Annotated in this window: 18 protein-coding genes and 1 tRNA gene; 9 read left to right on the forward strand and 10 right to left on the reverse strand. The window is 53.2% G+C overall.

Going from position 1 to position 20,233, the window contains the following annotated elements; genetic code table 11:
- The first annotated feature begins 57 nt into the window (after positions 1-57).
- From mdoC to ACGS9J_RS12810, 4 genes are all read left to right on the forward strand, one after another.
- A complete protein-coding gene (gene mdoC, locus ACGS9J_RS12795; protein WP_442231281.1) occupies positions 58-1,188 on the forward strand; it encodes a glucans biosynthesis protein MdoC in 1,131 nt (376 codons plus the stop codon).
- Between the two features lie 325 nt (positions 1,189-1,513).
- Positions 1,514-1,741 (forward strand): hypothetical protein, encoded by a 228-nt coding sequence (locus ACGS9J_RS12800; protein WP_020826300.1) that lies wholly within the window; start codon positions 1,514-1,516, stop codon positions 1,739-1,741.
- A 300-nt stretch (positions 1,742-2,041) separates the two neighbouring features.
- On the forward strand, positions 2,042-3,763 hold the full coding sequence (locus ACGS9J_RS12805; RefSeq protein ID WP_442231282.1) for a potassium/proton antiporter: 1,722 nt from the start codon (positions 2,042-2,044) through the stop codon (positions 3,761-3,763).
- Between the two features lie 274 nt (positions 3,764-4,037).
- Positions 4,038-4,166, forward strand: coding sequence for a hypothetical protein (locus tag ACGS9J_RS12810; protein WP_442231283.1), 129 nt, complete (start codon positions 4,038-4,040; stop codon positions 4,164-4,166).
- Between the two features lie 226 nt (positions 4,167-4,392).
- Here the strand turns inward: ACGS9J_RS12810 and ACGS9J_RS12815 are convergent, their stop codons facing one another.
- From ACGS9J_RS12815 to ACGS9J_RS12830, 4 genes are all read right to left on the reverse strand, one after another.
- Positions 4,393-4,524, reverse strand: a complete 132-nt coding sequence (locus ACGS9J_RS12815) for a hypothetical protein (RefSeq protein WP_012006291.1) — start codon at positions 4,522-4,524, stop codon at positions 4,393-4,395.
- A gap of 68 nt (positions 4,525-4,592) precedes the next feature.
- A complete protein-coding gene (locus tag ACGS9J_RS12820) occupies positions 4,593-5,096 on the reverse strand; it encodes a YlaC family protein (protein ID WP_442231284.1) in 504 nt (167 codons plus the stop codon).
- Between the two features lie 127 nt (positions 5,097-5,223).
- The gene (locus ACGS9J_RS12825) at positions 5,224-5,523 is read right to left on the reverse strand and encodes a sigma-S stabilization anti-adapter protein IraP (protein WP_442231285.1); all 300 of its coding nucleotides are present in this window, start codon (positions 5,521-5,523) and stop codon (positions 5,224-5,226) included.
- 185 nt (positions 5,524-5,708) lie between these two features.
- A tRNA-OTHER gene (locus ACGS9J_RS12830) sits at positions 5,709-5,803 on the reverse strand.
- Between the two features lie 256 nt (positions 5,804-6,059).
- Here ACGS9J_RS12830 and ACGS9J_RS12835 point away from each other — a divergent pair.
- The 4 genes from ACGS9J_RS12835 to proP all read left to right on the forward strand — a co-directional run bounded on the left by ACGS9J_RS12835 (position 6,060) and on the right by proP (position 12,461).
- Positions 6,060-7,244 (forward strand): efflux RND transporter periplasmic adaptor subunit, encoded by a 1,185-nt coding sequence (locus ACGS9J_RS12835; RefSeq protein WP_442231286.1) that lies wholly within the window; start codon positions 6,060-6,062, stop codon positions 7,242-7,244.
- Positions 7,241-9,181 (forward strand): MacB family efflux pump subunit, encoded by a 1,941-nt coding sequence (locus ACGS9J_RS12840; protein WP_442231287.1) that lies wholly within the window; start codon positions 7,241-7,243, stop codon positions 9,179-9,181. The genes ACGS9J_RS12835 and ACGS9J_RS12840 overlap by 4 nt, the downstream gene beginning before the upstream one ends.
- 3 nt (positions 9,182-9,184) lie before the next feature.
- On the forward strand, positions 9,185-10,546 hold the full coding sequence (locus tag ACGS9J_RS12845; protein WP_442231288.1) for a TolC family protein: 1,362 nt from the start codon (positions 9,185-9,187) through the stop codon (positions 10,544-10,546).
- 412 nt (positions 10,547-10,958) lie between these two features.
- Positions 10,959-12,461 (forward strand): glycine betaine/L-proline transporter ProP, encoded by a 1,503-nt coding sequence (proP, locus tag ACGS9J_RS12850; RefSeq protein ID WP_442231289.1) that lies wholly within the window; start codon positions 10,959-10,961, stop codon positions 12,459-12,461.
- 61 nt (positions 12,462-12,522) lie between these two features.
- Here proP and rimJ read toward each other — a convergent pair whose 3' ends face one another.
- The 6 genes from rimJ to ACGS9J_RS12880 form a co-directional block, all read right to left on the reverse strand.
- Positions 12,523-13,083: a ribosomal protein S5-alanine N-acetyltransferase gene (gene rimJ / locus ACGS9J_RS12855; RefSeq protein ID WP_442231290.1), complete on the reverse strand. Its 561-nt coding sequence runs from the start codon at positions 13,081-13,083 to the stop codon at positions 12,523-12,525.
- A 106-nt stretch (positions 13,084-13,189) separates the two neighbouring features.
- Positions 13,190-14,842 (reverse strand): kdo(2)-lipid A phosphoethanolamine 7''-transferase, encoded by a 1,653-nt coding sequence (eptB, locus tag ACGS9J_RS12860; RefSeq protein ID WP_442231291.1) that lies wholly within the window; start codon positions 14,840-14,842, stop codon positions 13,190-13,192.
- Positions 14,843-15,071: 229 nt separating this feature from the next.
- Positions 15,072-16,433: a PTS cellobiose transporter subunit IIC gene (celB, locus tag ACGS9J_RS12865; protein WP_442231292.1), complete on the reverse strand. Its 1,362-nt coding sequence runs from the start codon at positions 16,431-16,433 to the stop codon at positions 15,072-15,074.
- A 56-nt stretch (positions 16,434-16,489) separates the two neighbouring features.
- A complete protein-coding gene (locus ACGS9J_RS12870; RefSeq protein WP_442231293.1) occupies positions 16,490-17,791 on the reverse strand; it encodes a 6-phospho-beta-glucosidase in 1,302 nt (433 codons plus the stop codon).
- Positions 17,784-18,086: a PTS lactose/cellobiose transporter subunit IIA gene (locus tag ACGS9J_RS12875; RefSeq protein WP_442231483.1), complete on the reverse strand. Its 303-nt coding sequence runs from the start codon at positions 18,084-18,086 to the stop codon at positions 17,784-17,786. The genes ACGS9J_RS12870 and ACGS9J_RS12875 overlap by 8 nt, the downstream gene beginning before the upstream one ends.
- Before the next feature lie 135 nt (positions 18,087-18,221).
- A complete protein-coding gene (locus ACGS9J_RS12880; protein ID WP_261253659.1) occupies positions 18,222-18,527 on the reverse strand; it encodes a PTS sugar transporter subunit IIB in 306 nt (101 codons plus the stop codon).
- 406 nt (positions 18,528-18,933) lie between these two features.
- On the opposite strand from ACGS9J_RS12880, the gene ACGS9J_RS12885 reads away from it, so the two are divergent.
- Positions 18,934-20,076: an SIS domain-containing protein gene (locus tag ACGS9J_RS12885; protein WP_442231294.1), complete on the forward strand. Its 1,143-nt coding sequence runs from the start codon at positions 18,934-18,936 to the stop codon at positions 20,074-20,076.
- Positions 20,077-20,233: the final 157 nt, after the last annotated feature.

Here is a 20,233-nt window from a genome sequence, read left to right on the forward strand (position 1 = left end):
ATTGCCGACTTATTAAGCGTGTTAATGACCATTCGATAAAATCACCAGCGGTAACCTATGACTAACGGCAGCAACCAACGCGAGTTTTTCCTCGATTCGATCCGGGCTTATTTGATGTTGCTCGGCGTCCCTTTTCATCTCTCCCTGATCTATTCAAGCCATGCCTGGGCGGTGAACAGTGCTACGCCTTCTTTCTCGCTGACGGTGCTGAACGACTTCATTCATGCCTTCCGCATGCAGGTGTTCTTCGTGATTTCCGGCTACTTCTCTTACATGCTCTATGAGCGCTACGAGCGCCACAAGTGGCTGAAAGTCAGGCTCGAACGGGTGGCGATCCCCCTGCTGAGCTCGATTCCGTTAATAACGGTGCCGCAGTTTTTCATGCTGAAATACTTCACGGACAAATTAAACGGCTGGGAAAATTTTTCGCTCTATCAGAAAATAAATGTAACAGTTTGGGAGCTGGTTTCTCACCTGTGGTTTTTATTAACCCTGTCATTGCTGACTACCCTTTGTTTTTATCTGTTCAAAAAAATCAAGACACTAAAAAATAATACGGTTCCCTATCCGATAAATAAAATGACCGGATTAGGAAACATCTCACTGTTCTTTCTTATTTATGCTTTATGCTATTCGGCCGCGCACCGTATTATTTTAATTTTTGCGCCAGGTTTACTCTCCAATGGCCTGTTCAATTTCGTGGTGATGGAGACGATGTTCTACCTGCCGTTCTTCATTCTCGGAGCCTATGCGTTTAAGTACGTGTGGCTGAAAGAGATTTTCCTCAGGCCCTCCATCGGAGCACTGCTCGGTTCGCTGTTGCTGTTCATTGCCTATATGTTGAATCAGAAGTTTCTGGCCCACAGCAGCTATATGTTTGAACTGGAAGTGCTGATCAAAACCGTGCTGGGGATCTTGATGGCCAACGTGATTTTTTCATTTGGGCATAACCTGCTGAACTATCACTCGCCCCGTATCACTTATCTGGTGAATGCATCACTGTTTATATATCTGGTGCACCACCCACTGACCCTGATATATGGCGCTTTTGTGACACCGTATATCAACAATAATCTGCTGGGTTTTCTACTGGGACTGGTGTTTGTCTTCTCCTGCGCCTTCCTGTTATATGAACTGCACAAACGCATCCCGCTGATCCGTTTCCTGTTCTCCGGAAAACCGCAATAACCCCACTGCCCGGCAGCCATTTCGGCTTGCCGGGTGCTCCACTGTCATACACCTGCATACCAGAACCGCTATTATTTTCCCTCGCACCGGCACAGCCGCCTATTTCAACCGGTGAGCACGCATTGCTCACCCCTGTGGCGAAAGTTAAGGCAAAGTTATGCTGGAGCATATTGCCGCTAGTTGTTATAACTGCAACGCATAAGTGGAAATCCACATCCCTGCCTTACGGTAGCGATTGGGCTCAATGAACCCTGAGGGACGGCATTGTCATCATCGCGACAGTGCTTGCATTATCTCCCTTCCGTCACGACAGAGAGGATTTTTAATGACTGATAAAGACACTTCGGCTCAGGAAGCCGTGCCAGAAAACGCCACCCTGCTAAAAATTCTTGGCCGGTTGCTCTCCGCACTGGATTCGTCGATCAGCGGCAAGGATCGCAGCATTCTGGTCGCCGAGCTTTCCAGCCTCAATCTCGACGGTATTTCAGAGTCAGAACGAAAACTGGCTGCCGAGCTGATCAGACGGGCCCTGCAGTCACTCGATCATTTATAACGCCTCGCCTGCAAACCATTAAGCCTCCTGACGGGGGTTTAATGGTTTTTCCCTCCCTTGCCGCAGCGGCAGCCGCAATTTATTGTCTAAACAGAACCACAGTCAGCTGATAAATATAGATAAAACAAAGAAGTTAACTGGTTTCCCCCCTCTTCCGCACGCATCTCCCCTTAAATGACAATAAAAGCCAAACTGTTTTATGAATCAGCCTTGGCGTTTTACCTAAAAAACAGGCTATCATCAGGGGGTATCTGCGCTTACGCGCAACGCCTTTCCCCCAGCCTGCAGGAGAACGTTATTTTGGATGCCAGCACCATTAACAGTTTGTTCATCATCGGTGCCGTGTTGGTGGGAGCAAGTATTCTTCTCAGTTCATTTTCGTCACGCCTGGGTATTCCTATTCTGGTGATCTTCCTCGCCATCGGCATGTTGGCAGGGGTCGATGGACCTGGCGGTATCGTTTTCAGCAACTACCCGGTGGCCTATCTGGTCAGTAACCTGGCGCTGGCAGTGATCCTGCTGGATGGCGGCATGCGTACGCGCGTCAGTTCATTCCGTGTCGCACTCTGGCCGGCACTTTCCCTGGCGACCATCGGTGTGGTGATCACCGCCGGACTGACCGGGCTGGCCGCCGCCTGGCTGTTCAACCTCGACCTGCTGCAAGGCATGCTGATTGGCGCCATTATCGGCTCCACCGACGCCGCGGCGGTGTTCTCGTTGTTGGGCGGTAAAGGGCTTAACGAACGCGTCAGTGCCACGCTGGAAATTGAATCCGGCAGCAATGATCCAATGGCAGTGTTCCTTACCATTACGCTGATTGCGATGATTTCCGCCGGCGAAACCACACTGAGCTGGATGTTCCCTGTTCATCTGCTGCAACAGTTCGGGATGGGCATTGTCTTTGGTCTCGGCGGCGGCTGGTTGCTACTGACGTTGATCAACCATATTAAACTGGCCGAAGGCCTGTATCCGCTGCTGGCCGTAAGCGGCGGCATTCTGATTTTTGCGCTGACGACCGCACTGGACGGCAGCGGCATTCTGGCGGTGTACCTGTGCGGTCTGACGCTGGGTAACCGTCCAATCCGAAACCGGCATGGCATTGTCCAGACCTTTGACGGCCTGGCCTGGCTGAGCCAGATTGGGATGTTCCTGGTTCTGGGGCTGCTGCTGAATCCGCACGAACTGTTGCCTATCGCCATCCCTGCCCTACTGCTGTCACTGTGGATGATCTTGTTTGCCCGCCCGCTGTCGGTCTTTATCGGCCTGTTGCCGTTTCGCAGCTTTACCCTGCGCGAACGCAGCTTTATCTCTTGGGTCGGCCTGCGCGGGGCCGTACCGGTCATTCTGGCCGTCTTCCCGATGATGGCCGGTCTGCCGAATGCCCAATTATTCTTCAATGTGGCCTTCTTTGTGGTGTTGGTTTCACTGTTGCTGCAGGGCACAACCTTGTCGTTCGCCGCGAAAAAAGCCAAGGTGATCGTACCGCCGGCGCTGGCACCGATTTCACGGGTTGGGCTGGATGTGCACCCGGAAAACCAGTGGGAGCAGTTCGTTTATCAGCTTTCGTCGGAAAACTGGTGCGTGGGTGCCGCATTGCGTGAGCTGAAAATGCCACCCGGCACGCGCATTGCCGCGCTGTTCCGCGGCAAAGAACTGCTGCACCCCAGCGGTAGTACGCGATTGCGTGAAGATGATATTTTGTGCGTTATCGGCCACGAACATGACCTGCCGGTGCTGGGCAAACTGTTCAGTCAGGCGCCGGTGGTTACGCTGGATGAACGCTTCTTCGGTGACTTTATCCTGCAGTCGGATGCGCGCCTGAGCGATATTTCGCAAGTCTATGGTCTGAACCTGCAGGCAGGAGTGGACGAGCAGCAAACGCTTGGTCAATTCGTCATTCAGCTGATTGGCGGCGAACCCGTGGTAGGCGATCAGATCGAATGGGATGGCCTTACCTGGACCATTGCCGAAATGGATGGCAATGCGATCAGCAAAATCGGCGTAAGAATTGTGACAGACTGATCCTTCCTCAATACCGGTCCGCTGCGTGGCAACACCCGCAGCGGCCACCTCAAACAGACGGAACTTATAGGCGTGGAAAGGTTCTTAAGCTCTGTAATAACCAAAACCGGGCATTCAGCCCCAACGTTTTAACCTTTACTCTGGGAACATCGCATTGCGGTGATGGGTATCGATTTGAACAGTAAAACTCGATTTCTGTCGGCCATGTTAGGGATTGCACTGACCGTCATAGTGCTGGACCTGGGTGTCGCCGATTTGGTCCATAGACTCTTAATTGGATAACGTTAACGTGGCTCAGCAGCAACAAGAAAAAGACATCCTGGGAAAAATACTGGTTACCGTCTCCGCACTCTGCCTGATTATCGTGGCGGTGTTGCTGATTTGGGGATTTGTACTGGATTAATCCCTGACCTGACGCAAGTAACACTGCAACACAACAACAACCATTTTGTTACAAAACGCCGACATCGCTTGCCGATCATTGCGCGTATGCTAAACGCAGTGAGTTATAAAAATAAACCCTCATACTACTTAAGTGTTGGCCCGCCTGAAACGGGCTTTTTTTTGTCCGCAGCTCCCATTCAGGCATGAAAAAACCGCCGAAGCGGTTCTTTAATGGGCGATGGCAATCAGATCTTGCAACCTTCGCAGTCCGCCTCGTCCTCAAGGATCTCGGGGAGTTCTTTCACTTTCTGCGCCGCTTTCTCTTCTGCCTGCGCCAATTCGGCATCGATATCAAAATCGAAAATATCATCACTCATCGTAAACTCCTCACGCTTAACGGGCTTCAATGCGTGAGTATAATCGACAACCGCGCGAGCGGAAACCCTCAGTTAAGCACTGCCACCTGAGGCTGCTCATTCTGCGGCTTCTTTGAGTACGCCAGATCGTAGACGTCATAGAAATCGATCTCGCCTTTATTGGCGATGATTTCCTGCATGCGGGCTTTCATCGCTGCGCCGATCGACGGTTCTTCCAGCAGTGCTTTCACCGACTGCGGCGACAGTGCGCGGGTGAAATACCATTCACCGTTATAACAAACGCGCAAATCCAGCACGCCGATATCCTCAAAACGATAGACCGGTTTGATTTCAATCAGCAGCATGGCGAACATGAACAACACGAAGGCGGTGAACGCCAAAAACGAAATAAAGCCCATATAGGGGACCTGATACATCACGGCGATCACGGCAAAATAACCGGCAAACATGGCGAGACACAGATAACGGTGATCGCGGGCGAATTCGCTGTTGAAGCGCAGCTTGCCATCGCGTCCTTCCTGCCGATTGATCCGCTCGATTTCTTTTACCAAGATGCTTTTAATCGCGTCCATAGCTACAACCTTATGCCTGGGGGACATTATTGCTATCAATAATCATTCCTCAAACTAACACAGGTACAGTTTGCCCAGGTAGATCAGTTATGCAATTTAATATCGGCAACTGTTATACCTATAGCGACTAACGTTGCAGGGAATTTTTGCCTTGAGCAAACATAAACATCCGTTGGGCGATATCGTCGGCCTGTTTGATTTTTTGCTTTTGCGGTTCATTGCAGCGCTGGATAGCACGTGCGTAGGCAAGTTCATGCGCCTGGTCAATCATCGCAATAATCTTATCGCGATCTTGTTTATCCAGGTTGCCCAGCATGGTGGTGATGATCGCCTGATAGGCATTGGAAGCGGCCGTTAGCGACTTCTCTCTGGCTTCGAGTGCCGCGACACGTTGCAATAGTTCCTGCAGTTGATCGGACTCAGACATAGCGATCTCCTGTTGCCGGGCAGCGAACCTGCCTGATTACAGTCTAGCAAAGATCGATCGCAACAGAGGAAGATTAAGAAAGGAGGAACCCGTTACGGTAAAGCACACCCGAAAATCCCAACAAGGAGCCGATAGTGCAAATCAACCCGGGTGCGCTTTACGATAACTGTTCCTGAACAGGAAGCTGGCGCGCTATGCAGGACTCGAACCCGCGTCTATCAATTTTGTAGCCAAAAAAGCATTATAAAACCAACCACTCTGCCAACTGAGTTAATAGCGCATTCCTTTGCTTCGGGGACTCATTATCCATATTAATGCTATGGATTCAACCCAAGGAGCTATGAACATCTGAATTTTAAGAGAAATCCTGTGTTTCCACCTGTTCCCCCCCAGATCAACAATTGCTTTTATTGGGCGATAATTAACCATTGAAACTTTTATCACGGCGTCTGCTGCATGTTTATTGTTAGTTAACGCACTGAATGCCACTATAAGTGCTTTCTGGGAAAGTCTTTCTCTTCGTTATGGACAACACGATGAAAGTTACTCCGCGCCGTTGGGCGTTTATCCTGGCCGGCGCCCTGCTGGTGATTATTGCCTTCATGGCGGCGTTCTTTTTGCAATCCCCTTCTCAGGACGCCTATGTCACCGCACCGGTTCGCCTTGGCGATATAGAAAATGCCGTGCTGGCCACAGGTAAACTGGACGCATTCGAACGGGTCAACGTCGGTGCGCAGGTTTCTGGCCAGGTGAAATCCCTGAAGGTCAAACTTGGCGACCGGGTCACCAAAGGCCAGCCGATCGCCGACATCGATGACCTGCCGCAACGCAATGATTTACGCAACGCCGAAGCGGCGCTGAACGTCGCCAAAGCGGATTTGCAAGCCAAACAGGCGCTGTTGAAACAGGCCGAGTCTCGCTTTAAACGCCAAAAACGCATGTTGAACGATGAAGCCAGCTCACGCGAAGATTTTGAAACGGCAGAGGCCACGCTAGCCGCCACCCGTGCTGAACTGATCGCTCTGAATGCACGTATTGTTCAGGCGCAAATCGAAGTAGACAAGAAAAAGGTCGATCTGAGCTACACCCGCATCCTGGCCCCGATGGACGGCATTGTCATTGCGGTGATTACCCAACAAGGCCAAACGGTGAATGCTAATCAGAGCGCTCCTACGATTGTTAAACTGGCGCAGTTGGACGTGATGACCATCAAGGCACAGATTTCCGAAGCTGACATTACCCGCGTTACACAGGGGCAAAAAGCCTACTTCACCATTTTCTCCGAGCCGGACAAAAGGTACGACGCCACGCTGCGCACCGTAGAACTGGCACCTGAGTCCGTCATGAAAGACGATTCGTTCTCCAGCGGCGGTTCCACTTCAGGCTCCGGCACCTCCAATGCTTCAGTGTATTACAACGCGTTGCTTGACGTGCCCAATCCCGACAACCGACTGCGTATCGCCATGACGGCTCAGGTTTCATTATTGCTGGGTGAAGCCCAAAATACGCTGTTGATCCCGATTCAGGCAGTGCATAAAACTGCTGACAACAAGCAGCAGGTACAGGTCTTGACCATGGATCACCAGTTGGAAATGCGTGAGGTGAAAACCGGTATTACCAACAACGTTGATGTACAAATCCTTAAGGGGTTGATGGCGGGCGATAACGTAGTGCTGGCGCAGGAAAGCGCCAAACCGGGTGAGGATGGCCTCTTTCTGTGAATACAATCATTGAGTTGAAAGGCATCGGCCGCACGTATACCAACAGCAGCCAGCCGCTCACCGTACTGAAAAACATCAACCTCAAGATTGCCGCCGGTGAGTTGGTCGCCATTATCGGCACCTCGGGTTCGGGAAAGTCAACGCTGATGAACATCATCGGCTGTCTGGACGTGCCGGATCAGGGGGATTATCACATCCGCGGGCATAACGCCGCACACCTGTCGCCGGACGAATTGGCCAGACTGCGCCGCGAACACATAGGCTTTATCTTCCAGCGTTATCATTTGATGCCGGATATCAGCGCGTTGGGCAACGTCGAGATCCCGGCAATTTACGCCAACAGTAAACGCGACCAACGCCGCCTGCGAGCAGCGCAACTGTTGGCACGACTGGGGTTGGAAGGCCGTGAGCACCACAAGCCCGGGCAGCTCTCTGGCGGTCAACAACAACGCGTCAGTATCGCCCGTTCGTTAATCAACGGCGGAGAAATCATCCTGGCGGATGAACCGACCGGTGCTTTGGACTCCAAGTCCGGGCAGGAAGTGTTGGAGATTCTCAGCGAACTGAACCAGCGTGGTCACACGGTGGTGATCGTCACCCACGACATGAAAGTGGCCCAGCACGCACAGCGCATCATCGAACTGCAGGATGGCGAGATCGTCGCCGACAGCCGCCGTAAATCGTCAACTCCGCTGCCGGCGATGCAAAAGACCGCGCCTGCCGCACAGGGCTACTGGCAAAGCCTGCTCGATCGTACCCGCGAGTCGCTGCAAATGGCCTTGAAAGCCATGAATGCTCATCGCTTGCGTACGGCACTGACCATGACCGGCATCGTTTTCGGCATCGCCGCGGTGGTCACGGTAGTAGCTCTTGGCGAAGGTGCCAAACAACGCACGCTGGAAAACATTAAAGGGCTTGGTACCAACGTCGTCAGCATCTATCCCGGACGTGATTTCTTCGACGACGCCATCGACAGTATCCGCACACTGGTACCGGCGGATGCCGAGGCGCTGGCCAGCCAGAACTTTGTCGATAGCGTCAGCCCTGAAATCAACACCTCGGACAGCATTCGCTTTCGCAGCAAATCAGCGACCGCCTCCATCAACGGCGTCGGCTGCGATTACTTCCGCGTTAATGGTCTCACGTTGGTGCAAGGCAGCACTTTCCGGGATGATCGTAATGCGTTGCAGGAAGTGATCATTGACGAAAACGCGCGCCGCTCGCTGTTCGGCGAGTTTGGCGTAGAGCCGTTGGGCCAGATTGTGTTTCTCGGCGCAGTGCCGGCCCGGGTCGTCGGCGTGGTGCAAAGCAACCAGGATTCGGCCCCCAACCGCATCAGCGTGTGGATGCCCTACTCCACCGTGATGTATCGCATGGTGGGTAAACCGACCCTGAGCAGCATTAGCGTACGATTGAAAGATGACGTCGCCAACGAGGCGGCGGTCAGCGCCATCAGCCAATTGTTAACCCAGCGCCATGGCGTGAAAGACTTTATGCTGTTCAACCGCGATAAATTTCGTAAATCAATCGAACATACCTCAATGACCCTGAGCCTGCTGATCCTGATGGTCGCCTCAATTTCCCTGATTATCGGCAGTCTGGGCGTGATGAACATTATGTTGGTGTCAGTTACTGAACGCACCCATGAAATCGGCGTGCGTATGGCCGTCGGTGCGCGGCGTAGCGACATCATGCAGCAATTTATGATCGAAGCCGTGCTGGTATGCCTGATCGGCGGTGTATTGGGCATATTGCTTTCGTTCGCCGCTGGCTCGTTATTTACCCTGCTGGCGGGGGGGATGCTTACCGCTATCTATTCCTGGCAGGCTGCCGCCGTGGCCTTCTGCTGCTCAACCCTGATTGGCATGATCTTCGGTTATCTCCCTGCCCGCAAAGCGGCGCGGATGGATCCGGTCATTTCTCTGGCCAGCGAGTAACTTATGAAAATTTTATCCCTCCTCGCGGTTTGCCTCATCCCACTGCTCAGTGCAGGCTGTGGCAATGCGCTGAAAAGCGAGTATTACCCACCGAAGGTGGACTATCCGGCCGACTGGCAGCAAAACGCCGAAACCGACGTGTCAGAACCGTTCAACTGGCGTGATTTCCGCGATCCTCAGTTGGACCGTTGGCTGCAGCAGGTGATGGCGGCCAATAACGATTTGGCGGCCGCTGCACTGCGCGTCTACCGTGCCCAGTTGGCTGCACAACGGGTCGATATTGGTGCCGCGCCGAATGTGAGCGCGACGCTCAACAGCGGAGGCAATGCCGCCCTTTCCGACTCCTCACCCTGGAACAACAGCAGCAGCGCAAATCTCGGCGTAAGCTACGAGGTCGATCTGTGGGGGAAACTGGCACGGCAACGTGACGCCGCAGAATGGGCCAGCCAGGCTACTCAGCAAGATTTGCAAAGCGCACGTTTGGCACTGTTCGCCAGCGCCAGCAAGAATTACTGGCGCATCGGTTTTATCAATCAGCGGATCAATGTCAGTCAACAAAACATCGACTATTCCCGAAAAACTCTGGAGCTGGTCAAAGCGCGATACCACGCGGGCAGCGTCTCTGCGCTGGATGTGGTAGATGCCGAACAGAACCTGGTAAATCAGGAAAGCAGCCATCTGGCGCTGCTGCGCGAACGCCAGCAGGCGCTGAACGAACAAACGGTGCTGTTGGGCGCACCACCGGGGAGCTCGCTGGTTGAACCCAACCGCTTGCCGACAGGCCCGCTGCCGCAAATCAATGCCGACATTCCAGCCAGCGTGCTGCACCATCGCCCGGATATCAGCGCCAAAGAGTTGCGGTTGCGTGAAGCGCTGGCCAACGTGGACATAAAACGCACCCAATACTATCCGGCCTTTAGTCTGACTGGCTCATTAGGTACCAGCAGCACCGCATTGCTGGAGTTTTTGCGCAATCCGCTTGCATCGGTAGGCGCCGGGCTATCGCTGCCGTTCCTTGAGTGGCGTCAGATGAACGTCGACATCAAAATCGCCCGTAGCGACTATGAACTGCAGGTGCTGGAATTCAAACAGTCGCTGTATAAAGCCATGGCCGATATTGATGATGCTCTGTCGTTGCGTACTCAACTGATGGCGCAGGAAAAACACATGCAGGCGGCCTTGGCGCTGGCACGTAAATCTGAACGGCTAAACGAGAGTCGCTACCGTCACGGCTCGGTGCCCATTAATTTCTGGCTGGATGCGCAAAATCGCCGCCGCTTGGCGGAGCTGGCGCTGGACGAAAATCGGTTTGCCCAGTACCAAAACCTGGCACAACTCTATCTGGAGTTTGGCGGAGCCGCGTAATAACGTTTTAGCCCGACATTTATGTCAGGTTTTTTTCATCCTAAATGCATTAATTTTGCCGGTATTTACTGCAATTGTTCCTATACTTTACTCATCCCTCACCAGACAAAAAACCATCAATATGCACAATAGTTAATCTATTTATGCGTTAAATCGGTGCAAATCCATAAGATAAACTGCTAAATTTGATCGCCGCAAGATATAACGTTAAGCTATAGATGCAAAATAATTAGTCACCTAAATGACATATTCCCGGTGAAAATTGACTTATTACGTGACTCGCATCACACAAAAAAGGCAGTGGTGGATCTGGCAACAGAGCCATAAGATTAGCCACGCTGATAACTTGGCAGAAGAAGTGAACGAGGATTGCGAATTCACGTACGACTAAAATTGATTAAGGGATGATTATATGAAGTTAAGAAAAAAACGACATAAACCGATGCATATTAATGACATCACCATCATCGATGACAGCAAGCTGAAAAAAGCGATTACCGCGGCCGCCTTGGGCAACGCGATGGAATGGTTCGACTTCGGTGTTTATGGCTTTGTGGCCTACGCCCTTGGGCAAGTCTTTTTCCCTGGCGCCACCCCTGGCGTGCAGATGATTGCCGCACTGGCAACCTTTTCCGTTCCCTTCCTGGTACGTCCGTTAGGCGGCATCTTCTTTGGCGCGATGGGCGATAAATTCGGTCGCCAGAAAGTGCTCTCCATCACCATTATCATCATGGCGGTGAGTACCTTCTGTATCGGCCTGATCCCCTCTTACGCCTCAATCGGTATCTGGGCACCGGTGCTGCTGCTGTTGGCCAAACTGGCACAGGGCTTCTCGGTCGGTGGCGAATACTCCGGCGCAGCGATCTTCGTCGCCGAATACTCGCCGGACAGAAAGCGCGGCTTTATGGGCAGTTGGCTTGATTTCGGCTCCATTGCCGGCTTCGTGCTGGGTGCCGGCGTCGTAGTGCTGATTTCCAGCATCGTCGGTGAAACCAACTTCCTCGACTGGGGCTGGCGTATTCCGTTCTTTATCGCCGCGCCTCTGGGTCTGATCGGTCTGTATCTGCGTCATGCGCTGGAAGAGACCCCGGCGTTCCAGCAACACGTCGAGAAGATGGAGAAAGAAGACCGCAACGCCATCGAAAACCCGCCGAAGACCTCTTTCAAAGAGATCGCGGCCAAACACTGGAAAAGCCTGCTGGTCTGCGTCGGTATCGTGATTTCGACCAACGTGACCTATTACATGCTGCTGACTTACATGCCGAGCTACCTGTCGCATAACCTGCACTACTCGGAAGACCACGGCGTACTGATCATTATTGCCATTATGATCGGCATGTTGTTCGTACAACCGGTCATCGGTCTGGCCAGTGACCGCATCGGTCGTAAGCCATTTATTATCGGCGGTAGCGTCGGCCTGCTGGCGCTGGCTATTCCGTGCTTTATTCTGATCAACAGTAACGTGATTGGTCTGATCTTCGTCGGTCTACTGGTGCTGGCGATCCTGCTTAACTCCTTCACCGGCGTGATGGCCTCTACCCTGCCGGCGATGTTCCCGACGCATATTCGTTACAGCGCGTTGGCGATTTCGTTCAACATCTCGGTACTGGTTGCCGGCGCGACCCCGACGGTTGCCGCCTGGTTGGTCGAATCGACCGGAAACCTATATATGCCGGCCTACTACCTGATGGTCGTTGCCGTCATCGGCCTGATCACCGGTTTGTACATGAAGGAAACCGCCAACAAACCGCTGCGCGGCGCCACCCCGGCCGCCTCGGATCGTTCGGAAGCCAAAGAGCTGCTGCAAGAAAACTACGACAACATCGAACAGAAAGTCGAAGACATCAATGAGCAGATTGCCGAGCTGGAAAAGAAAAAACAGACGTTGATCGACCAGCACCCCAAACTGGACTAGAACAGCGTTCTAACGACAAGCCACCTTCGGGTGGCTTTTTCATGGCGGCTACCCTGACCTATTACTCTGCATGCCGCGAATTAATCAACGAGGTCAATACGTGATCCTGCCAGCGTCCGGCGATTTTCAAATAGGATTTTGCGTAACCTTCTTTCTCAAACCCCAGGCGCAACAGCAATTTTTCACTGCGGGCATTGGTAGGAATATAAGCGGCCATAATGCGATGCAGATCCAGTTCACTCAGCATGTAGTCGATAGCCGTAGTGAGCGCCAGGGCCATAATCCCCTTACCTTCATGCCGCGCGGCAATGGAATACCCCAGATAACAGGCCTGGAAGGGGCCACGCGCAATATTGGAAAAATTGCAGGCCCCCAGCATTTCCGTATCTGCGCTATCCACAATACCAAACTGATAAGCCCGTCCTTGCTCGGCATCCTTCTGCGCATGCCACAGCCGTTGGCGAATAACCTCCTGACTGTAAAAGTCTTCTGGCCGGTTCGGCTCCCACGGCGAAAGGTGATCCTGGTTTTCCTGGAAGTAACGATAAACGATGTCCGTATCGTCGTCCGTCAGGATCTTGAGGCGCAGATCACGGCCCGCCATAGTTAACACTTTCATCATTCTCTCCCCTTCATTCACCAAGCCAACAGCATAGCCTAACTGTTTACCTACCGGGCTTGCCGCATAAAAAAACCGCCTTGCGGCGGTTGGTAGTATGGCTGGCAACTCAGTTAACCTGACACCAGTTGCGCTGTTTCACTATTCCGCCATCCGGCGAACTGTAGCCGATACAGCCCAGAATGCTGTCGAACAGCTTTTCATGAAACACCGGCGTTTTTGCCTGCTGCAACGCTTTTAACTGATTAAATGCTGCCTTGTGATCGGGCTGACTGAGAAACTTGTCGGATGCCCAGACCATGATAGGCACGGTGCGTTGCTCTTTCGGCGCATGATCGCGCGGCGTGCCGTGAAAATGCATATTTTCCGAGATCGACTCGCCGTGATCCGAAGCGTAAAACACGATGGCATTACGATTTCGCAACTGATTGAAAACCTGCTCGAGGAAGTAATCGGTGTACAACAGACTGTTGTCGTAGGAATTGATCATCGACTCCGTTGAACAAGTGTCATCGATACCCTGGCATTCCGGCTTGTAGCGGGCAAAAGCGCGGGGATAACGCTCGGTGTACATGTAGTGTGAGCCTTTGGTATGCAGGATGACCAAATGTTTGCCCTGCGGATGACGGCCCAACGAATCCTGCAGCTCGTCAATCAAAGCAATATCGTCCACGGGTTTACCGGCATTGCGTTTTTCCGCCTGAATGCTTTCTCGCAGCGCATAACTGTCCGCCTGGGTCTTGTTATAAAACCAGGCTTCGCTTTGCATCGAGAACAGCTCCGAAGAAAACCCCTGCTTTTTCAGCACGGAGAAAACGTTCATTTCCTTCAGGGTACGCTGCGGTTCTTCTGACGCTCCGCCTTCGCGCACGAACATGCAACGCAGAGAGAGCTTGGTGGAGGTATCGCAGGAATAGCCCTGCAGCAACGCCAGGTTGGTTTCCTTATCCAGATACGGCGTGTTGTCGCGCTGGTAGCCATAAACCCCCATATGATCCCGTCTGGCGCTTTCACCAATCACGAACACCACATAGAGATCATTCACGTCTTTTGGCGGCTGATAGGTAAAATGTGCCGCCGGATCGAACAGATTGCGGCTGTCTTCCGCCTGGCTGTATGAGCTGTAAGTCAACAGCCCCAATGCCGAAAGCCAGTTGGACGGTGAATAGCTGCCGGCCACTACGCCACCGTAGCTGGCCATCATTTGATTATTTTCGCGATCGTGGCGATCCTGCACCTGGCCCATCAGTTGAAGCGGTAGCCAGCAGAACAGCCCAGCGGCCAGCATGATGGCCCCCTTTTTACCCCATGCCAGCCGATTGCCGCGTTTAAACACGGCTTCGTGCATCGGGGCCAGCCAAATCAACAGCAGCGGCAACAGGCTCACCAACACCATCCACACGCCAAAATGCCAGCCTACCGACTCCTTGGACAAATCAACATCGGTGGTCATCACCGCCGCCAGAATGCCGTAGCCGATATCAACGTGGAACAACACCATATAATAGCTGGCGGCAACCGAGCTTAGCACCAGCAGCGAGGCCAGAATACGGAACAGCCGGCGCCCCAAGAACGAAATCAGCAAGGTAATAAAACACACCAGAAAAAAGGCCGCGACGACTTCAATGCCGATCGATAGCAGGTTGTCATAGTGGAGCTGCTGATAACGACGGTAAAATATGGGGATATTGAGTAACACGCCGAGATAAAAAGCGATAAAGAAAGAGACCTGCAACTGGGTCCAACGTCGGAACTTCTGCATTATTACCATTCCTGCCAAAGTGAGTTCATAACCATCTGCCAGATACAGGTTGTTGTGAGAGTGTCTCTCCCCCTGCTACTGGGTGGTTATCTGACAGGCAATTTAGGCAGGCGTTGCCAAGGCGTAGCAAAATAACGTTGTTATGATGTAACAATTCGTGTGAAAAGCGACTTTTATCCTTCCTGCGGCGGCGGTTACGCTCACAGCCGCAGGAAGGTGACTTTGCCAATTATGGCGTCAGGGATTGTTCACCGGCCACCGCGTTTTGTGCCGGTGTCGCCACCTGACTTTCTTCACGGTATTTTTGCTTATCCCAGGCACGGAAGAACGGGTAGTAAATCGCCATCGAAATCAGCAAATTGACCACCTGGATCACCGTTCCCGAGATATGGCCGCCGGTCGCCAGATAGCCGCTAATGAAAATGGGCGTGGTGAACGGCAAGGCAATACCGACCGGTGGCGTCACCAGACCGGTTGCCATCGCGCTGTAGGTCACGATCACCAGCACCACCGGCGTCAAAATAAATGGCAGGAAGAAATACGGGTTCATCACCAGAGGGATGCCGAACACCATGGGTTCGCTAATGTTAAACAGGCAGCCCGGCGCAGCGATTTTCCCCAACTGTTTCATCTGCGCACTGCGGCTGCGCAACAGCATGAAGATCACCAACCCCAACAAGGCACCGGTCCCGCCGGGCGCTATCCATAAATCGTAAAATTGCTGGGTAATAATGTGCGGGATGGGCTGGTTGTTCTGAAACGCCACCAGGTTTTCTGACATATTCGCCAACCATACCGGCTGAATGAACACCAGTACGATAGCATCGCCATGCAACCCCAGCGTCCACAGCAGACCGATCAGGATCACCGAGAAAATCATCCCCGGCAGCGTTCCGCCCACGTGGTGCATCGGGATGCCGATCAGCGTAGCGATCATGGTGTTGATGTCGCCAAACGGCGTGGCTTCAACGATCAGACGCAGCAGGAGGATCACCGCCAACACGCAGAACCCCGGGATCAACGCCAGGAAGGACTTCGCCACCGCCGGCGGCACCCCTTCAGGCATGTTGATCACCAGATTGCGGTTATGCACGAAACGGTAGATTTCCGTCGACAGCAGTGCCACCACGATCGCCACGAACAACCCCTGACTGCCGATAAAATTCATCGGCAGTACGCCTTTGACAATCTGCTCCGCGGCACCTTTCACCGGCGCAAACAACGTGTGCTGGGGAATCGTCATGATAAATGCCACCAGCGAAACGGCACCGGTGCTGAGCGGATCCATCCCACGGTATTTTTCCGCCAGCCGGTAGGCAATGCCAAAGCTGGAGATAATCGCCATGATGTCGTAGGTCGCCTTGACCGGGTACAGCAACTTGTCCCGCCAGGCCGCACCGAACACCTCCCCCATCAGGTTGGCATAACTCGGGATGGGCAAGTAGGCGAAGATCAGGAAAAACGACCCGATCAACATAAACGGCATATTGAGAATTATGCCGTCTCGTACCGACAAAATATGTTTTTGCCCGGCGATTTTTAACGCCGTCGGCAACACGTAACGTTCCAGAATGCTATTTAAACCCGCCATCATTCCCCCCTGCCCGGCAGAGCCGGCTATCATGATTATTATTATGGAATATCGACTTAGTTGAACTGCGGTAAATAGGCCTTGTTCAGGCTCAGCACCTCATCGAGCAAGGGTTCCGCAATGCCAACGCCGCCAATCAGCGGGTTCACTACCAGTGCCAACAGCGCACTCTGTCGGTCGCCATGTACCGCCGCCTCAATGGTCAAGCGTTCAAAATCTTTTACCTGCTGGGTTAACCCGTTCATGGCTAACGGCAGCGGCCCGAAGCTCAACGGGTGAGCGCCCTGCGCGTCGATCACGCAGTTGGTTTCAATCACTGCGTCATCCGGCAGGCCCTGAATGGCGCCGTTATTCCGGGTATTCACCACCAGCATCTTGCCGCTGTTATTGTGAATGGCACGAATCAGCTCGACCGCGACTTCCGAATAGAAGGCACCGCCACGGAAGCTCAGTTGCTCCGGTTTTTTATCCAGCGTCGGATCGGCATACAGAGCAAATAACTCTGCCTCGACCTTCATCACCTGTTCAGCCCGGGTTCCCTGTGCCGCGGCCGCTTCAACCTCTTCTTCCAGCATGCCGGCCGTTTGATAAAAGTAGCGATGATACGGGCAAGGGATCGCCCCCAGCGCCTGTAAAAATGCCGGTGGCCAAGGCAGATCCTTGATGTTGTTCATCGACAGCGTTTCGCCGTTGCTCAGCATCTCCAGCACCTGGGCGGTCACATCCTTGCCGCTTTGCGTTACCTGATGCACCCACACCATATGATTCAGCCCGGCAAAACGCAGATCGACCTGATCGTGCGGCGCCTTCAGCATGTCGGCGATCATGTGGTGCATGGTGATCGGCACGTTGCACAAACCAATAATCTTCGCTTTGCTGTAGCGTGAGACTGCCTCAGTGACAATACCGGCCGGATTGGTGAAGTTGATGATCCAGGCATCCGGCGCTACCGCTTCTACCGTACGCGCCACGTCCAGCATCACCGGGATGGTGCGCAATGCCTTGGCGAAACCGCCGACGCCGGTGGTCTCTTGCCCCAGCCGCTGGTATTTCAATCCCAGGCGTTCGTCGGCGGCACGGGCAGCCAATTGCCCAACGCGCAGTTGCGTCAGTACAAAACTGGCACCGCGAATGGCCGGTTCCAGTTCGAAATGTACCGACACCACGACCTGCTCCAACCCGTTGCGCTTGAGCATTCTTTTGGTCAGCTCGGCAATGATGCCGACTTTCTCACGGCCGGACTCTACATCCACCAGCGCCAGTTCGGTTAACGGAACGTCCTGATAATGGGCGATCAGTCCTTCGACCAATTCCGGCGTGTAGCTGCTGCCCCCACCAATTACGGTTATCTTAGTCATTGCTTTGCCCCTGAGGTAAACGGCGATAAAGCTCGATCATGTCGGTGGCCAGATCTTGAATCAGCATGGCATTCATCAAATGATCCTGCGCATGCACCAGAATCAGACTGACCGGTATTTTTCCTACCCCTTCATCCATGCCAATCAGCTCCGTCTGCATGCCATGCGCCCTCCCGATGCCGGCCTTTGCTTCCTCCAACTTCATCTCTGCAGCGGCGAACTCACCGCGGCGTGCCAGTTGCAGTGCCGAAAGCAACGAACTGCGTGCGCTGCCGGCATGAACCAGTAACTCCATAACGCTGGTTTCCAAATCCACCCTCGCCTCCCCCGGCCTTATTTCAGGCGCGGTGATCCCGCCGAGGGTTGATGAAATAACCCGCGGTAAATGAATGAATAAAAGGATAAACGGGGCCAAGCCCCCAGGGTGTTATCAGGCCAACAGGCCCAGAGCCTTGTCCAGCACCTTATCCCCGCGCATGGTGCCGTAATCCATCATGTCGATGACTGCCACGGTTTTACCCAATGGCGCAGCCAGTTCGGAAAGCCGCGCATGTTCATATTTCACCTGCGGCCCCAACAGCACAATGTCCGCGCGCCCAACGATACGTTCAAAGTCCGCCACCGGCACGGCTTCAATCTCGATATCCAGCGCCCGTTTTTGCGCCTCGGTTTTCATTTTTTGTACCAGCATGCTGGTCGACATGCCTGCTGCGCAGCATAAGACGATTGTTTGCATTTTTCAGTGTCCCGATTTTGTTAGCCACCTTGGCGGTTCAAATATAAAACAGCTCTGTAACGCGCTTGTAAATACCTTGGTTCCATACGATTTCATTATGGTTTTTGTTTAATCATTTAAAAACAATGCATTAACAAATTATTGTCGTGAAAATTTTTTTCAACACTGTGATCGAAGACCGAGTTTTTTGTGACCATGAAATTAAAAACCAGATTTTAATCTTTAAAAACAAAAAGATAAATAACTCATCGATAAACAGTGCGAGGCGCGTCGTGTTTTAAATTCACACTACTTGAAAATTATTTTCATTGGCTTATGCTGCGGATTATTGCTTTATGCCGTGTGAAAAACAGGCTAGTTTGAAGCACAGATCGCCGGTTGGCGTAACAGAAGGGACACTGCAGTCATGGATCTCGTTTACCACATTCAGTTTCGCCAAGATCCGTTCAGTCGCCAGGAAGCGAAAATCGCCCGAACCATCCTGGATAACCCCGGTTTCACTTCGACAGCGACGATTGAGCAGTTGGCAGAGCGGGCCGGTGTCAGTACCGAAATCGTCGCTCATTTTGCCCAATCCCTTGGCTGTCAGGATCTTAACGACTTTATCGCTCTGATGCGCACCCAACCGCTGCCAGCCACACCGACTGCGGCGGTGGCACAGCCCGTGCTCGGCGGCATGGATATCGCCTTCGCCTCCGCCGCCGATATTGGCAAACTGCCTGGCGTCAGTTCAGCCACCCTCAGTCGCTTTGCCAAATCCATCGGCTGTGAAGATATCGGCGACATCGTCTATCAGATCCGGGCGCGGCAAAATCAGCTCAGCCAGCAGGAAGCCAAAGTCGCGCAGACCATTCTGGATGATATCGCCTTCGCTTCCTCCGCCACCATCGAGCTACTGGCCAGCCAGGCGGGCGTCAGTCCGGCCACCATCACCCGGTTTGCCAAAACCATTGGCTGTGACGATATTCGCGACCTGCGGATGAAACTGGCTCAGGCCAGCGTGAGCGGTTCGCGCTATCTGACCACCCAAACTGCCCCCAACGGGCCGCCACGGCTGTGGTTGCAGCGCGTCAACGACGTGGAAACCACGCTACATCAACAGTTGCAGCAGGTGGATCAGGCGACGTTAATCGATGCCTGCCAGCAGTTGAGCCAGTCAAAAAGCGTGCATATCTTTGGCGTAAACAGCATGGCACTGTACGCCAATGAGCTGCAGCAACGCCTGGTGGGCCTGGGCTACCCGGCCTTTGTCTGTCAGGACGCGGCGCTGATGCGTATGACCGCCTCCACGCTTGGCACGCAACAGTGTGTGGTACTGCTGTCGATGAGCGGAGAAAATGCTGATTTGCTTAACGCTGCCAAACTGGCCGGTGCCACCGGGGCTTATCGTATCGCCCTGACCCCGGCAGGTACTACGCTGGCTGGACTGGCGGATAAGCTACTGCCGCTCAGCGGCGGCAGTACGGCACGTTTTGGATTGATGCTGACCCTCGACCTGCTGCTGGCGCAGCTACTGCCAGAGAGCCTGGGTGCGCAGACGGAGGATTGAAGCTGCATCACTGTGCCGTTCGGTGACCCCGCTAGCCCAACGGCAGCTACCTGAGGTTTTTCCTAATTAGCCATCTGGATGTCGCTTCCTATTGATGGGAATATTCTTATTACGTTATCGTTAACATCCCACTTAGATATCAGCCTAAGTGAAATTT

This window comes from Serratia quinivorans (assembly GCF_052113645.1).
GTDB lineage: Bacteria > Pseudomonadota > Gammaproteobacteria > Enterobacterales > Enterobacteriaceae > Serratia > Serratia quinivorans_B.